Origin of the sequence: Actinomadura sp. HBU206391 (genome assembly GCF_014323665.1) — a bacterium.
Lineage (GTDB): Bacteria > Actinomycetota > Actinomycetes > Streptosporangiales > Streptosporangiaceae > Actinomadura_C.
In genome coordinates this window covers 1-15,592 of sequence record NZ_JABVEB010000070.1, presented here as the reverse complement: position 1 = coordinate 15,592, position 15,592 = coordinate 1, and the positions used below count along the sequence as shown (strand labels likewise).

General features: G+C 69.6%; 14 protein-coding genes, 1 pseudogene and 1 riboswitch. Of the genes and pseudogenes, 3 read left to right on the top strand and 12 right to left on the bottom strand.

From position 1 onward, the window contains the following. Positions 1-832: 832 nt before the first annotated feature. The 4 genes and pseudogenes from HKK72_RS20610 to HKK72_RS42255 all read right to left on the bottom strand — a co-directional run. The gene (locus HKK72_RS20610; protein ID WP_187236035.1) at positions 833-3,073 is read right to left on the bottom strand and encodes a penicillin acylase family protein; all 2,241 of its coding nucleotides are present in this window, start codon (positions 3,071-3,073) and stop codon (positions 833-835) included. Positions 3,074-3,289: 216 nt separating this feature from the next. Beyond that, the gene (locus HKK72_RS20605; protein ID WP_187236034.1) at positions 3,290-4,609 is read right to left on the bottom strand and encodes an aminotransferase class V-fold PLP-dependent enzyme; all 1,320 of its coding nucleotides are present in this window, start codon (positions 4,607-4,609) and stop codon (positions 3,290-3,292) included. A gap of 8 nt (positions 4,610-4,617) precedes the next feature. Continuing rightward, positions 4,618-4,733, bottom strand: a riboswitch (SAM riboswitch). Positions 4,734-4,913: 180 nt separating this feature from the next. Then, entirely contained in the window at positions 4,914-5,156 is a 243-nt protein-coding gene (locus tag HKK72_RS42260; protein ID WP_315987358.1) for a hypothetical protein, read from the bottom strand. 106 nt (positions 5,157-5,262) lie between these two features. Next, a pseudogene (locus HKK72_RS42255) lies at positions 5,263-5,466 on the bottom strand (YciI family protein); the annotation flags it as partial. A 242-nt stretch (positions 5,467-5,708) separates the two neighbouring features. Between HKK72_RS42255 and HKK72_RS20595 the strand changes: the two are divergent. Beyond that, positions 5,709-7,388 (top strand): RecQ family ATP-dependent DNA helicase, encoded by a 1,680-nt coding sequence (locus HKK72_RS20595; protein WP_187236033.1) that lies wholly within the window; start codon positions 5,709-5,711, stop codon positions 7,386-7,388. Between the two features lie 114 nt (positions 7,389-7,502). On the opposite strand, the gene HKK72_RS20590 is transcribed toward HKK72_RS20595, so the two are convergent. Further along, positions 7,503-7,817 (bottom strand): hypothetical protein, encoded by a 315-nt coding sequence (locus HKK72_RS20590; RefSeq protein WP_187236032.1) that lies wholly within the window; start codon positions 7,815-7,817, stop codon positions 7,503-7,505. A gap of 37 nt (positions 7,818-7,854) precedes the next feature. Further along, on the bottom strand, positions 7,855-8,184 hold the full coding sequence (locus HKK72_RS20585; protein WP_187236031.1) for a putative quinol monooxygenase: 330 nt from the start codon (positions 8,182-8,184) through the stop codon (positions 7,855-7,857). Positions 8,185-8,366: 182 nt separating this feature from the next. Here HKK72_RS20585 and HKK72_RS20580 point away from each other — a divergent pair, with 182 nt between their 5' ends. Beyond that, positions 8,367-9,086, top strand: coding sequence for a GntR family transcriptional regulator (locus tag HKK72_RS20580; protein ID WP_187236030.1), 720 nt, complete (start codon positions 8,367-8,369; stop codon positions 9,084-9,086). Next, positions 9,083-9,373 (top strand): DUF6247 family protein, encoded by a 291-nt coding sequence (locus HKK72_RS20575; RefSeq protein WP_187236029.1) that lies wholly within the window; start codon positions 9,083-9,085, stop codon positions 9,371-9,373. Before HKK72_RS20580 ends, HKK72_RS20575 begins: the two co-directional genes overlap by 4 nt. A 209-nt stretch (positions 9,374-9,582) precedes the next feature. Here the strand turns inward: HKK72_RS20575 and HKK72_RS20570 are convergent, their stop codons facing one another. The 6 genes from HKK72_RS20570 to HKK72_RS20545 all read right to left on the bottom strand — a co-directional run. Continuing rightward, the gene (locus HKK72_RS20570) at positions 9,583-10,227 is read right to left on the bottom strand and encodes a transaldolase family protein (RefSeq protein WP_187236028.1); all 645 of its coding nucleotides are present in this window, start codon (positions 10,225-10,227) and stop codon (positions 9,583-9,585) included. Continuing rightward, entirely contained in the window at positions 10,224-11,066 is an 843-nt protein-coding gene (locus tag HKK72_RS20565; RefSeq protein ID WP_187236027.1) for a BtpA/SgcQ family protein, read from the bottom strand. The genes HKK72_RS20570 and HKK72_RS20565 overlap by 4 nt, the downstream gene beginning before the upstream one ends. Next, the gene (locus HKK72_RS20560) at positions 11,063-11,992 is read right to left on the bottom strand and encodes a carbohydrate kinase family protein (RefSeq protein ID WP_187236026.1); all 930 of its coding nucleotides are present in this window, start codon (positions 11,990-11,992) and stop codon (positions 11,063-11,065) included. The genes HKK72_RS20565 and HKK72_RS20560 overlap by 4 nt, the downstream gene beginning before the upstream one ends. Further along, positions 11,982-13,115 carry a hypothetical protein gene (locus tag HKK72_RS20555; RefSeq protein WP_187236025.1) on the bottom strand — a complete coding sequence of 378 codons (1,134 nt, stop codon included), beginning with the start codon at positions 13,113-13,115 and terminating at the stop codon, positions 11,982-11,984. The genes HKK72_RS20560 and HKK72_RS20555 overlap by 11 nt, the downstream gene beginning before the upstream one ends. Beyond that, positions 13,112-14,107 (bottom strand): ABC transporter permease, encoded by a 996-nt coding sequence (locus HKK72_RS20550; protein ID WP_187236024.1) that lies wholly within the window; start codon positions 14,105-14,107, stop codon positions 13,112-13,114. The genes HKK72_RS20555 and HKK72_RS20550 overlap by 4 nt, the downstream gene beginning before the upstream one ends. Further along, positions 14,104-15,592 (bottom strand): sugar ABC transporter ATP-binding protein (locus tag HKK72_RS20545; RefSeq protein ID WP_187236023.1); only part of this gene is annotated, 1,489 nt, incomplete at its 5' end. The genes HKK72_RS20550 and HKK72_RS20545, both read right to left, overlap by 4 nt.

Here is a 15,592-nt window from a genome sequence, read left to right as displayed (position 1 = left end):
CGATGAGTTCGACGGTCACGGTTGCGACGTCACCCATCTCCAGGGCTTCGGCCTTGCGGATGGCGCGCTTGACGGGCTAGGACCTCGGGCCGCTCGCGACCGACCCTGTGTGACCTGGAAGTTCAGTACGCCGAGGGATCGGAACGGCCGCCCGCAGGCAGGCTCGAACCGTAAGCTGAGGTAGTGGACGTAGCGATGAGGGCATGGACCCGTACGGGCCTGTGCCTGTGGCCTTGCCGGTCAGCATCACCTGCCGGGTGGCAAGGGCGTCCGGTGACGAACGGAGTGGCAGGTGACCGCGCAGCCGATTCATGAGGGCGACCCCTACGACCCGGTTGAGATCCTTCGGGTCCTGCCCGCCAAGTGGCACGAGTCCTTCCTTCTGCTGTGCAGGCCGCGCAACGGGTCCGACCGGCCCTCCGCAGCAGCTTCCTGCCGAGCAGGTCTTCCCTCGCTGGACCGATCGGCGTTGAGCTACCGTGCCGAGTTCTACGGTGCTGCCCACAGGCGACGATCCAGCCAGACGTGAGACCGGTTTTGGCGGATATGGCCTGCTGTACTTCCACGTCGATGAGCAAGCCGAGCTGATCCGTATCATCACGGTTGTATGGGCCGGCTGACAGCGTCATGCGACCACGGTCAGCGAGTTGATGCGCGTTGCGTTGGCGCACGGTCGGGGAGATCGTGGCCGGGGTCAGCGCCGACGCCGAGGCGCGCACCGACCGGTCGGCTGACACGCATCGGCGTCGACGACTGCCCCACAAGAAAGGCCGGTGTCACCGTCTCCGATTTCGCGGAGCGCCTCGCCGATGTGCTTCCCTTCGGCGACTGATCACTTGCCCGGCGTGTAGCTCCGCTCGATGTGGCCCTTGAGGTCCTCGGGGTAGAAGTAGACGGGCCGCAGATTGCCGCTCGCGTAGCGTTCGACCTGGTCGTTGAAGTGCGGCGAGTCGGGATGCCCGCTCGCGCCGCCCGCCGTCACCGCCCAGGCGCTCAGCTTGCGCCCGAACTCCACGACGGCCACGAAGCTGTTGCCGCTGGTGCCGTAATAGCGCTTCGTTCCCGGATAGCGCCTCGCCCCGAACGAGGCGAGGGAGCCCCACTGCGCGGAGGTGAAAGGCACCGGGCTGCTCGGCTTGGCATCGTCGAACTGCTGGACGATCGCGCCGTCGTTGCGCTGGAAGCGGTTGATCTCGCCCCAGGGCACCTGCCAGCTGCCGAAGTCCTGTGTCAGCCGGTCCGCCGCCTCCCCGAGCGCCGTGAGCCGCTGCGCATCGGTGGCGCGCTCGGCCAGGTAATCCCACATCGACATGCCCGCGTCCCGCGCCGCCTGGGACAAGGGCGCCCATAGCGCCTCGCCCCAGAACACGGCCAGCGAGGTCGCTGTCGATTTCGCGCCCCAGCGATAGTCCCAGCGGCGCAGCAGGCCGATCGGGTCGGCGAGCCTCACCTTCTGCTGGTCGCCCTCGGGCAGCTTGTCCCACGCCGTGATCAGCTGCGGCACGAGCCGGGCGAAGGCGGTGAGGTAGGTGTCGAAGGCGGCTGCGATCAGCGTCTGGGGGGTGAAGTCCTTCCGCGCGCTCAGCACCCGGATCGCCTGCGGCCCGCGCGGGTTCTCGCCGGCCTGGTCGAAGTAGCGCGGATAGTCGGCGGCCTTGGGGCTGTCCGCGCCGGCCGCGGTCCAGGGCCAGTTGTTGGCGTTGTACGTCCAGCCGTTCTTCGGGTTCACCACCTGCGGCATGCTCTTGAGGCTGTGCAGCCCGCGCCAGTCGGTCGCCGGATCGCTGCCGTCGACGGGCCTGCGATAGTCGAAGCGATCGTTACGGACCGGCATGAACTGCGGCATCAGGAAGGCGATCTCGCCCTTCGAATCCGCGAACAGCGTGTTGTTCGAGCTGTTGGCCTTGAAGCCCGCCACCTCGCGGTAGTCCCTGTAATCCCGTGTCTTGGTGCGCAGGTAGCTCTGCTGCAGCGCCTCGAGGGGCTTGTTCATCAGTGCGAACGCAATCCACTTGCCGTCCGCCTCGCGCACGATCGGGCCGTGGTGTGTGGCGAAGGTGGTGAAGCTGCGCTGCGCCCGCCCGCCATCGGCGTTGCGGTAGGACAACGTGATCTTCTTCGTGGTCACCCGCCGCAGCCCGTTGCCGTAGCGGTAGAAGCGGCTGCCGTCCGACCTGGTCATGATCGTCTCGGCGAACTCATCGACATTGTCGACGCCGCTTGAGGTGTGCATCCAGCCCGCGTGCGCGTTGAAGCCCTGGTAGATGAAGAACTGCCCCCAGGTGGCCGCGCCATAGGCGTTGAGCCCTTCGCCGCTCGTCACGTGCTGCTCCGAGCGGAAGAAGAAGCTGGTGTGCGGGTTGATCAGCAGCAGTGCATGGCCGTTCTTCGTGTGGCTCGGCGCGATCGCCATGCCGTTCGAGCCGCTGGGCTCGCGGAACAGCAGCCCGCGCTCCTCATCGGTCATCGGCACCTCGCGCTCGCCGTAGAAGGCCTCGAGCTGGGTGAGCGGCACCCGCTCGATGTCGCCGCCGATGCTGCCCTCGGAGAAGCTCAGTGGCATCCACGGTTCGAACCGCCTGATCACGCGCGGCTGCACCTCGGGGTGTGTCGCGAGGTAGTAGTTCAGCCCGTCCGCCCAGGCCTGCATCAGCCTGCGCAACCAGGCCGGGCTCTTCGCGTAATCCTTCTTCAGCACCTCGGGATCGATGAACAGCCGCTGGCGCAGGTCCTGCCAGATCGCACTCTCACCCTCGGCCTCGGCGAGGCGGCCGAGGCTGACCAGGTAGTTCCTCTCGACCCGGTTGAAGTCGTCCTCGGCCTGGGCGTAGATCATCCCGAACACCGCATCGGCGTCGGTCTTGCCCACCACATGCGGGATGCCCCAGTCGTCGCGGGTGATCCGCACGCGCGCCGCCTGCTTGCGCCAGCGGGCGAGATCCGGCGCGATGTACGCGGGCGCGGCGGACGCGCTGGACGGCAGCCCCGTCGCGACGACGGCGCCGGCGGCCAGTCCGGCTGCTCCGCCCAGGACGCGGCGCCGGCTCAGCCCTTCGGTCTGCGCGTGGTTCATGAGTTGATCCACCTTTCTCGGGGCAAGGAAACGTGCGGGGTCACGCGATCCGTGCGGTGGTGGGGTTCTCGGCTGTGGCGTTGACGGCGGCCGTGGTCAGCACCGGGCCGTCCGGCGCGTCCAGCCGAGGAGCGCGGCAGCGAACGGCAAGATCATGTCCGTCACCATAGGATAAAGCGGCTTAAACCGGAACCGTCGCGGGCGACGAGGCGACCGTCACCCGGCAGTGATGCTCCGGAGGGCGGCGATGAGCCGGTCGACGTGCTCTTCGGTGGAGCCGATGCCGATCGAGGCGCGGACGGCCCCCGTCGTGGCGTCCGCGCACCCGCCGTCGTCCACCCCCAGCAGGTGGCGGACGAACGGGTGCGCGCAGAACTTGCCGTCCCTGACGCCGACGCCGTGCTCGGCCGACAGCAGCTCCGCGACCTCGCGGGCGGTGCGGCCCTCGACGGTGAACGACACGATGCCGACCCGCGGATAGCCGGGGCCCCACAGGGTCAGCTCCCGTACACCCTTGATCGAGGCGAGCCCGGCGCGCAGGCGGGCCAGCAGCCGCTCCTCCGCCTCGATGAGCGGCGTCCACCCGGTGGCGGACAGCGCGTCGCAGGCGGCGGCGAGGGCGATGGCGCCCAGCACATTGGGCGTGCCCGCCTCGTGCCGCGCCTCGGGGTCATCGCTCCACTCTGTGGTCTCCGCGACGGACGTCACGGCGCCGCCCCCGCGCAGGTACGGCTCGGCCCGGGCCGGCCAGTCGGCCCGGCCGACCAGCGCGCCCGCGCCGAAGGGAGCGTAGAGCTTGTGCCCGGAGAAGACGACGTAGTCGAGGCCGAGCGCGGCGAAGTTGAGCGGGCGGTGCGGCACGAGCTGGGCGGCGTCGGCCAGAATCCGGGCGCCGTGCCGGTGGGCTACGTGGGCCAGCCCGGCGAGCGGCCACAGCTCGCCGGTGACGTTGGAGGCCGCCGTGACGACGAGCAGGGCCGGCCCGGTGATGGCCGCCAGCGCCTGGTCGGCGGCCAGGATCGCCGCGCCGGGGGAGGCGGGCGGCGCCAGGCGTACGGCCTTGGGCCAGGGCAGTAGCGAGGCGTGGTGCTCGGTGTCGAAGACCACGACCGTGGTGCCCTCGGGCAGGCAGCGGGCCAGCAGGTTCGTGGCGTCAGTGGTGTTGCGGGTGAAGATCAGTGCGTCATCGGGACGGGCTCCGACGAAGGCCCGCACGGTGTGCCTGGCCTGCTCGTACCTCGCGGTGGTGAGCTGCGAGGCGTAGCCCGCGCCCCGGTGGACGCTCGAATAGGCCGGGAGGGCGGCGGTGACGGCGGCGCTCACCGGCTCCAAACAGGGCGCGCTCGCGGCGTAGTCGAGATTGGCGTAGCGGACGAGCCCGCCGCCTTTGACCGGTACGTCGAGGTCGGCGCCCAGCGCCAGAGGGATCTCGCCTCGCCGTGCCTGGAGCGGGGTCTTTTCGATGGTGGCCTGTGCGATGGCGGGGATGACGGTGGACAACGCCGACCCTCCTGGGGAGTCTGGGACCCCTGCCATGGCGTCGGGGCCCGCGCTTGCCCGGCACACCTCGTGCCGGACCCGGTCCTCACCCGGGGCACCCCGCCGCGAGCGCGAGGGTTGCCGGCCAGCGAGCCGGGGCTTGGCGCTGGCACTCATGACCTGGTTCGCACTATAACCGGACGACCGGGTGTCTTCGCAAACTTCAGGTGCTGCCCCAGCGCGCTCCGACGGCCCCGGCTCGCACCTCACGCTCCCAGCGCGACCACAGTGAGCCGCCCATTCGGATCGGCGGGTTCCCACTGGCGTCATGTGCGTCCAGCACTGGCTGGACGTCATCGGGTCATGACTCCCGCCCGCCGAACTGCCAGTTGTGCACCTCGATGTCGGCGTACCGGTCCGGGGTCAGGATGGCGCGTGCCGTGTCCGGGTCCGGCGCCCGGACCAGCGCCGCCGTGCCCAGCCAGGTGGTGCCGTCGTCGGACAGCAGCGGCCCGTAGGCGATCAGCCCGTCCAGGTCGGGCGGCACCTCGAGGTCGGCGGCCTGCCCCGTGCCGAAGCCGAGCACCAGGTACCTGGTTGCCACCGGTCCGGCCGCCGGGGAAATCCCACATTGTGCGCCCCAGCGTGTTGCGCCACCGTCGCAGCAGCACGTCCCGGTACACGCCGGCCTGGTAGTTCGGCTCGTCGAAGGCGAACGCGCGGGCGGCGACGGGATCGGGCAGGTCGACGATGTGCACGCTGCCGGTGGGCGCGTCGCCGTCGCCGGCGAGAGTCGGGCCCCGGGCGATCATCTCCTTCGCGTACCGGTCCATGTAGGACCAATGCTCTTCCAGCAGCTCGTCGCGCAGCGCTACGGAGCCGGGCCGGTCGCGGTGGTAGCAGAAGAAATCCATGCCCATAGTCTCGACCACCGGGAGGGCGGCGGCGCCTTGTGCAGCGGCTGTCTCCCGTACCGACGGGCTCAGTCCAGGATGCGGAGAGCCCAATAGCCGAAGTCATCGCAGGCCCATGCCCGGGCACTGCCCTCTCCGTGGGTCATCGGACTCCCTCCATCGTTTTCATGATCTCGGATCTTGATGATTAGGGGTTGAGCCGCGACACTCTGGGCAAAAAGCCGCCGTCAAGGAGGCGATAGATGCGCGTACGTAATGGACTGGGCCGGTTCGGCCGCCGACGACGGATCCGCAGGGTGGCCAGGGAGGTCTTCGACTGGCGGAAGCTGCGGCCCGGCCAGGGCGAGGCGATGGAACTCCTGCTACAGGGGCGCGACGTCCTTGTCGTCATGCCGACCGGCAGCGGCAAGTCCGCCGCCTACCAGGTGCCCGGTCAGCTGCTCGACGGCCCGACCATCGTGATCTCGCCGTTGATCGCCTTGCAGCGAGACCAGATGCTCTCGCTCGCCGGGCGGAACGCGGGCGGTGCGGTCGTCGTCAATTCCGCGCAGGGCGCGGGTTCGAGTGAGAACTCGCTGGAGCAGATCCGAGCCGGCAAGGCCGAGTATGTCTTTCTTTCGCCTGAGCAGCTCGCCAAGCCCGAGATCGTGGATCGGCTCGTCGCGGCGCGGCCCTCACTGATCGCCATCGACGAGGCGCACTGCGTCTCCGCGTGGGGTCACGACTTCCGACCCGACTATCTGCAGCTCGGCCGGATCATCGAACGTCTCGGCCACCCTCCGGTGATCGCGTTGACCGCGACCGCCTCGCCGCCCGTACGCCAGGACATCGTCACGGTGCTCGGTCTCCGCGACGTGCAGCAGGTCATCCGAGGCTTCGACCGCCCCAACATCTCGCTGGAGGTCCGCAGGTTCGCCGACGAACCGGCCAAAAGACGGGCGCTCGTCGAAGACGCGGCCAGGCGATCCGGGCTCGGCCTGGTGTATGTCGCGACGCGCCGCGACGCCACGGCGTACGCGGAGGAACTGACCGGGGCAGGGCTGCGCGCGGAGGCCTATCACGCGGGAATGAAGGCGTCGGAGCGCGAGCGAGTGCACACGCTGTTCTCGGGCGATGGGCTCGACGTCGTCGTGGCCACCTCGGCGTTCGGCATGGGGATCGACAAACCCAACGTGCGCTATGTCCTGCACAGCGCCCCACCGGAGTCCCCGGACTCCTACTACCAGGAGATCGGCCGGGCCGGACGCGATGGCGAGCCGGCCGACGCGGTCCTTTACTACCGGTCGGAAGACCTCGGCCTGCGCCGGTTCTTCGCCGGCGGTAAAGCGGACGAGGACATGTTGCGCTCGCTCGCCACGCTCCTGCATGAGCACAAGGACACCGTCGAGCCCCGCGCCGTACGCGACACTCTCGGTATCGGCCCGTCCAAGCTGACCGGCCTGGTGAACCTGCTCGAGCGTGCCGACGCGATCGAGGTGAGCGAGCGCGGAGATCTGCGCTACGCAGAGCGAGGACCGGCGCCCGAGCAAGCGGTGGCCGAGGCGATGGAGCTCGATGAGAACCGGCGCCAAGTGGACGACTCGCGCATCGACATGATGCGCGGCTACGCCGAGACGACAGGATGCCGTCGCCGCTACCTGCTGGAGTACTTCGGTGAGCCCTATCCCCAAGCCTGCGGCAACTGCGGGAACTGTGTCGCCGGAGCCGTCGAGACGACGCAGACCGACAGTCCCTTCCCAATCCATTCCGAGGTGATACACGCGTCATGGGGTCCTGGCACCGTCATGCGCAATGAATCGGACCGCATCACCGTCCTTTTCGAGGACATCGGTTACAAGACGCTGTCCCTGGAAGCCGTTCAGCGCGATTCCCTGCTGACTCTCGCGCCGGCCGCGACAGGCAAGCCATCCCCAGTGGGCTGAGCGGGCAGCTCGACAACCAGAAGACGGGGGGTATTCGCGAACTTCCGGTATCACCGAGCCGAGCGGGAACGACCGAGGCGCCTACCGAGATCGGTCGCAGGCGCTCGAGGGTGTCTATCCGACCCGTACTCCAGCGGCCCTGGCCCGCTCGCGAGATTGGGGGCTCACTCCCCGCCTGCGCGGTGCGGTGCGCGAGTCGCAGGACTGCGGCTGCGCCAGGAATGCGACGCGACGCGGCCCGGGGATCGCCACGACTCCGGCGAATCTGGGATCGCCCGCGAACCACACCTCATCGATGGCCCCGGCCCGCACATCACGCTCCCACCGAGACCACGGTGAGCCGCCCATCCGGATCGTCACGCGCTTCTCACCGTTGTCCGGGTCGGGGAGGTCGAAGCACGGCATGCCGTTCTTCGCGGCGCGCACCACTTTTACGACCTTCTAGGACGTAGTGAATTCCCGTCCGTCAGGCACTGGGCTTGACGGCCATCTCGCCGAGCACGGACCAGTCGTCCTGCGGGATGGTCACGTTGACGATGCGCGGCGTGGCGGCGAGGTGCGCCGGCAGCTCCCGCTGCGCCGCCTTGAAGTGATCGGACTCGACGTGTGCCGCGCCCGCGTCGTCGCGGAACGCTTCGACGAGGACGTACTCGTTGGGGTTGTCGATGCTGCGCGACCAGTCGAACCAGAGACAGCCGGGCTCGGCGCGCGTCGCCTCGGTGAAGGCACGGGTGATCTCCGGCCAGCGCTCCGCGTCCTCGGGACGAACCTCGAACTTGACGGTAATGAAGATCATGGGATCAGCCTTTCCCTGCGGTGTCGATAAAGGGCGGTCCCCGAAGGCCACCTGGAAGCCATAGGCCGCGCCGACCCGCAGCGCGCACTTGATCGACGGTCTCGACGTCGTGGTCGACTCCGGCCAGATTACCGCTCCGCATCTCTTGACTGATCGTCTGAAGAGTGGAAATTATACGATCCATGATCCAGGATGTACGAACGTCGAAGGCGCTCGACACCTACGCGTTGACCGACCGCGTGTACGAAAAACTGCGCTCGCGCATCATCGATCTTGAACTCGCCCCGGGGGAGCGGCTCAACGTGGGCCAGCTCAAGGAGGAGCTGGGTGTCAGTCACACTCCGATCCGGGAGGCACTGAACCGGCTGGTCTCCGAGCGCCTGGTGACCGTCGTTCCCTATCGGGGGTTCACCGTCGCGCCGCTTCTCGACGCACGCGGCGTGTCGCAACTGCTCGACGCCCGCCTCGTGATCGAGAAGGGCGCCATCGAGCGCGCCGTCACCGCCATCACGCCGGAGCAGCTCGCCGAGCTGAACCGCGTGACCGCCGAACTCGACGAGATGGCCGCCGAGCAGACCCTCGATGTCGCGGCGTTCAACGCGCTCGACGCCACGTTCCACCGGCTGACCATCGCGGCCAGCGGAAATCCGTTCCTGCTCAATGCGTTCGACGACCTGCGCGCCCATATCCAGATCGCGCGGTACTACCGCGGCAAGTCCGTCGGCGACGCGCGCCAGGCGCAGGCCGAGCACCGTCGCCTGCTCGCCGCGCTGAACGACCGCGAGCCCGACGCCGCCCTCCAAGCGGTGACCGACCACATGTGCGGTGTCTACGACCGGCTCCGGGCCGGTGCCTTCACGACCGAGGAGCAGGCGCGCACGACCGAGGAGCAGGCGCGATGACGACGGTTCCGGACGACCCGGTGGAGATCTTGCGTGTACTGCCGGAGAAGTACCACGAGCAGTTTCTGACCGAGTACCACGAGGCGGCGGCTGAAGCCGCCCGCCAGGTAGGCGGTTACCGGCGGCTGCAGCAAGTTCTCCGGCTGTGGCGGTTGAGCGCGGTCGCCTACTCCGACCCGGGGTATGAAGGCAGACTGGAGGCCGTGCGGGAGGCCGTGCGGACGGGGAGCACCGAGCGGTCGACACCGATCGAGGACGTCGTCCCCGACTGGCCGCACCGCCGATGACCTACCGCGTCAAGTTCGAAGGCGGCGCGCTGGTCCAGCTCAACGGACATCTCGCCTGCGGAGCGGTGGCCCGCGTGCCGGTGTCCGCGGCCGTCGTACGGCCCGACGCGGTGTCCGGCGTGCCGCCCCTGGCCCGCACCGTGCCTCCTACCGTGGTTACGACGAGAGCGGCCGGCACGGCCAGCACCGGCGGCAGGGCGCTTCCCGGGCTAGTGAGCCGCGTTGAACTCTTCCACCGCCGAGTCGGTGAGCGGATGGACCATGAGGGCCGAGATGACCTCCCACGTGGTCGTCACCCCGGCCGCTCCGTCGCGCAACGCCTGCAGGGCCTGACCGGGCGACTTGATGCTCGCGGCCAGCACGGACAGGTCCGGGCCCAGGTGCGGTGTCAGCCTGGGCACCACGGGACCCGCCGCGGGGTCGAGTCGCGCGGCGCGGTCGACGTAGGGGATCACCCACCGGGCGCCGGCCTCTCGGGCGCAGACGACCTGGCCGGGGGAGTAGACGGCGGTGTAGGCCACCCTCCGGCCGTCCGCCGCCAGGCGCGCACCGAGGGCGAACAGCCACGGCTGGGCGGGCAGCTTGAAGACCACTCTGGCGGCGGTGTCGCCGCAGACCCGGTCGACGGTCTCGACCTCGGTGAGAGCGGCGTCGGCGTCGCCCGACGTGAGCTGATGGAAGACCGGGCCCGACGGGAACACCTCGAGCAGGTCACGCAGGTGCGTCACCGGGTCGTCGGTCGAGGCCGCCATGATGGCCGGATTGGTGGTGATGCCGCTGACCACGCCGGAGTCGGCCGCCGCGGCCGCGTCATCGGTGTCGGCTGAGTCGAGGTACAGGGTTCCGTAGGTCATCGAAGTCCTTCCACGATCTTCATGATCTTGCGGGTGTTGGCGACCGACACGGGGTTCCACCAGACCCCGCCCTCCTTCATCGCGCTGCCGACGATCGCGCCGTCCGCCTCGCCGAGCAGTTCCGGGGCGTTGTCGGCGGTGAGACCGCTGCCGACGAGTACCGGCCGGGTCGCCACGCCGGAGATGGCCCGGATCTCCTCGACTCGGGTGGGGTCGCCCGTGCGCTGCCCGGTGGCGATCAGGATGTCGGCGCCGAAGGCCTCGTTGTCATGGGTGAGCTCGGCGATGCTCCGGTCGCTCACGATCGCGTGGCTGCCGTGCTTGACGTGCACGTCGGCGAGGACGACGACGTCGTCGGCCCGCAGCATGGAGCGGTAGCGCAGTGCGTGTGCCGCCGTCCCCTCCAGGTAGCCCTCGTTGGCGATGTAGGCGTTCGCCCACTGGTTCGCCCGTACGAAGCGCGCCCCCGCGGCCTTGGCCACCGCGATGCTGTGCAGCGTCGCGTTGGCCAGGCACAGTACCCCGACCGGGACCGTCACGGCGCCGACCACCGCCGCGGTCGCGACGGCCAGGGCCGCGACCGTCTCGGGGCCGATGTCATCCGGCTTGAGGAAGGGAATGTCGCCCTCGTTCTCAACGATCAGCCCGTCGACTCCGCCTTGGACGTAGCGGCGCGCGTCGTCAACGGCCGTCGCGTAGATGTGCTCCACGGGCTCGCCGCCGTACCTCGGGGCTCCCGGGAGCGGCGGAAGGTGGATGGTACCGATGATCGGCTTTCGCACCCCGAAGAGGCCGAGAAGTGTGTCGCCGCGGTCGGCCGCGGCGGGCGTGCTGGTCAAACGAGTCTCCTGACTGATTTCTTCACCGAGGCGAGCCGACGGCACGCCTCGCCGTCGTCCAGCGCGTCGAGCGCTTCGAAGGCGCCACGCGTCTCCACGACGAAGGAGGAACTGACCACGCCGTACTGCGCGGCCAGTATCGGATCGCCGGTGGCGACCAGGCCGGCGAGGAAGCCGCCGCAGAAGGCGTCGCCCGCGCCGGTCGGGTCGAGCACGTCGGCGGGGGCGGCCGGGACGGTGACGACGTCGCCGTCCACGGCGATGGCGACGCCGCGTTCGCCCCGCTTCACGACGAGGTGACCGGCGAATCCTCGCGCGCGCAGCCAGTCCCTGAGCCGCGCGACGTCGGCGTGGCCCCAGAGCGAGACGACCTCCTGCTCACTCGGCAGGAACGCGGCGAGCCCGCTGAAGACCTCACCGTCGTGGTACGGGTCGCAGTCGATGTAGCTCTCTATGAGCAGGTCGAGACTCACCGGCACGTCGAGCCCGTCGCACTCCGCTCGCGCTCGCAGGTGGCCGGCGCTGGACTGCGGGGCGAGGTGCACGCCCGCGGCGCCGCGCCGATGGTCGCGTACGGAGGGCCGGAGCCCGTCGAGCCGCTCGAAAGTGCCGCCAGCGGACTTCTCGAACTGGTGCCTGGCCCCGGAATTCTCATAGAGGAGCCACAGGCCGATGCTGTTGCACTCGGTGGTGCGAAGCACCGAGGAGGTGTCGATGCCGTGGCGGCCCAGCCGATCGAGCGCCGATTGCGGGTAGTCGGGGCCGACGGCCGAGCAGATGGCGCTGTGTCCGTGCCACAGCAGCGCCCCGACGGCGCTGTAGAGCGCGCCGCCCCCTGGCTGCTTCCAGTCGACGCTCTGGTCCTCCACCACGACGTCGTCGATCGTCAGCTCTCCGACCGTCAGGATCGGCTGGTCAACGGTCACCGGCACCCCCATCACGGGGCGGGGCCGATCCCGTCGCGGCGCCGAGGATCACGAGCGCTCGGGCGAGGGCGACGAGGTCATGGATGTTGGCCGTGGGAAGTCCCCGGTCGAAGTGGCGGTTGATCCCCGGATAGCCGAGGATGATCACCCGGTTGCTGTAGGTCATCGCGACTACGTCGTCCGACCGGGGAACGTAGCCGCCCACGTTGGCGCGGACCGGGACGCCGTCCGCGGCCAGCGGCGTGAGCAGCTCCCGTACGGAGTGGTAGAGCCAGGGCGGGGCGACCGAGCCGCGCCCGCCGCTCGAGTACTCGGCCAGCGACGCCCCCCAGGGGCGTCTGTGGAAGTCCACCGCGTCGAGCTCCGCGGGGGCCAGCCCGTGGATGTCGACGGCGACGGTCATCGGCGCCGCCGGACGCGTGCGCAGCAGCCGCATCGCACCGCGGGAGATGGTCTGGCTCGACGACCCCGCCGGTCCCTCCTCCTCATCGGTCAGATAACAGGAGAACGGGAGGCCGAGCCCGGCGAGCACGTCCGCGGCGGCCAATGCCGCCGCCACGCCGGCGGCGTTGTCCAGCGAACCGGTGACCAGGCCCGACTCGGGGTCGCAGGCGACCGGGGAGGCCAGCACGACGCGGTCCGCGGGCCCGAGGTCGACCTCGGCGGGGTGATGCAGGAAGTGATCGCCGTCCTGTTCGACCAGTTCGCCCGCACAGAGCACGTGGAACGCACCGGTCGGGTCGAAGCGGATGACACGTGCGGGAGACGGCTTCTCGGCGAGGTGGTAGCAGTAGGGCGTGACCCGCCAGACGCCGGGCCGTACCCGATCGCGCAGGAGGTAGGAGATCTCGTCGAGGTGGGCGAGCACCGCGAGCCCGCCCTCGCCCGCGGAGATCACGTCACAGCCGGTCCCGGAGACGTCGCGCTGGTATGGGACGGCCGCGTGCCGCGCGGTCCACCACCGCTCGACCGCGATCCCGCGGGTCGGCGACGACGCGCCGGACGGTGCGGGGACGTCCGCCACCATACGGAGGATCTCCAGGAGCCTCGGCGCCGTGATCTGCTCGACGGCGCGGGCCACGACTCCCGGATCGGCGGCCCCCGTACGCGCCGATTCGCTCATCGGTTCCGCCCGGCGTTGCGCTGGAGCAGGACGGCCGTCACGATGAGCCCGCCGCGGAACAGGTACTGCGCGTACGGGCTCACCCCGGTGAGGTTGAGGATGTTCGACAGGACACCGAGGATGGCGGCGCCGAGGAAGGTCCCGCCGACGGTGCCCATCCCGCCGAACAGGCTCGTGCCGCCGACGACGGTGGCCGCGATCGCGTCGAGTTCCTTGCCGTCGCCGGCGACGGCCGTGCCGACTCCGAGCTGGCTCGCGTAGAGGATGCCGGCGACGCCGACCATGAGTCCCGAGATCATGTAGACGGCGCACTTGACCCGCCGTACGGGAATGCCGGAGAGCCGGGCGGCCTCCTCGTTGGCACCGACGGCGTAGACGGAGCGGCCGAAGGTGGTGGACCGCAGGACGAACATGCTCACGGCGAGCAGCGCCAGAAAGATCAGCGCGGGGTTCGGCACGCCGAAGGTGCGTCCGTTGCCCAGCGCGAGGAAGGAGTCATTGGTGATGGGGATCGGCTGGCCGTCCGTGAAGATGAGGGCGGTGCCCTTGGCGAAGGCGAGCATCCCCAGTGTCATGATGAACGGCTGGACCTTGCCGAGCGTCACTCCGAGGCCGTTGACGAGGCCGAACAGCATTCCGATGAACAGCGCGATGAGAATGCCCGGCAGGACGCCCTGCGTCTGGACGGTATCGGCGGTGTAGACCACCACCACCGACAGCACCGCGCCGACGGACAGATCGATCCCCGCGGTGAGGATGACGAACGTCATTCCGAGGGCGAGCACGCCCACGATCGAGATCTGGCGCAGGACGTTGAGGATGTTCTGTACCTGCAGGAAGCGATCGGAGGCGAACGCGGAGAAGATCAGTAGCAGCACGAGGGCGACACCGGCACCGTACTTGCGCAGCAGAGCGGCGACCTGCGGGCCCGTGAGCCGGTGGGCGGAGGCCCCGGCCGCCGTCTCCTTCGCCACTGTCGAGGTGTTGTTCATTGCTCCTGGCCTTTCACGGCTACGGCGTCGACGATGGCGGCTCGCGAGATGTCGTCCTCGTTGATGTCGTCGCCGGTGAACTCGGCGACGATGCGTCCCTGGCGCATCACCAGGACCCGGTCGGACATCGCGAGGATCTCCTCGATCTCGCTGGAGATCATGAGGATGCTCCGGCCGCCGTCGGCGAGCTCTCTCATCAGGCGGTAGATCTCGCTCTTGCCCCCGACGTCGATCCCACGGGTGGGTTCGTCGAGGATCAGGACCTTCGGGGCGGCGGCCAGCCAGCGCGCCAGCATCACCTTCTGCTGGTTGCCGCCGGACAGGCTGGACGCCGGCTGATGGACGCCGGCGCTCTTCAGCCGTACCTTCACGGTCAGCTCCCGTACCTGATCGCGGTCACGGCGCCTCGAGATGACGCCCAGCCGCGAGCGGAGGGAGAGGCTGGCCAGCCCCACGTTCTCCTGGATCGACCGATCGAGGAGCAGACCCTGGTCCTTGCGGTCCTCGGGGAGATAGGCCACACCCGCGCGCCGGGCGGCGCGCGGGGAGCGATGGCGCAGGACCCGCCCGCCGACGCTGACCCGCCCCGTGGCGGGATCGGCGCCGATCACGGCGCGGGCGAGCTCGGTACGGCCCGAGCCGACCAGCCCAGCCAGCCCGACGATCTCGCCCTCGCGGAGTTCCAGATCCACGGGCGTTGACCAGGGCGCGCACGACATGCCCTGCGCCAGCAGTACGGGGTCGCGCGTCGCCTGGATACGTGGCCGCTCCGGCACCGTCAGCTGACGGCCGGTCATCATGGTGACGAGCCTGTCCTCGTCGAGTTCGGCGGTCTCGACGGTCCCCTGGAATCGCCCGTCCTTCAGCACCGTGACGCGGTCGCTGAGGCTGAGGACCTCCTTGAGGCGATGCGAGATGTACACGACGCCGACCCCCCGGTCGCGCAGGGAGCGGACCACGTCGTAGAGAACGTCGAGGTCGCGGTGCCCCAGGATCGCCGAGGGTTCGTCGAGTACGAGAACGCGCGCGTCCCGTACCAGCGCGCGAGCGATCTCGACGAGCTGCTGCTGGCCGAGACTCAGCCGGCTCATCTTCGCGCGCTCGTCGACGGCCACCCCCAGGCGGTCGAGGACGTCTCGGGCCTGGGCGTGCGCCTCACGCCATCGGATCCGTCCGACGGCGGTGCGCGGAAGCCGGCCCATCAGGGTGTTCTCGGTGACCGACAGCGATGGCGCGCCGACCAGCTCCTGATGGACGACGCTGATGCCCCTATCGATCGCGTCCGCCGGCGACCGGAACCGCACCTCGGTGCCGTCGACGCGGACATGACCGCCGTTCGGAGCCTCGGCACCGCCGAGGATCTTCATCAGCGTGGACTTCCCGGCACCGTTCTCGCCCACCAGCGCGTGCACCTCTCCCGCGCGGACGGGGAGAGAGACGTCCGACAGCGCGACCACACCGGGGTACCTCTTGGTGATGCCGACG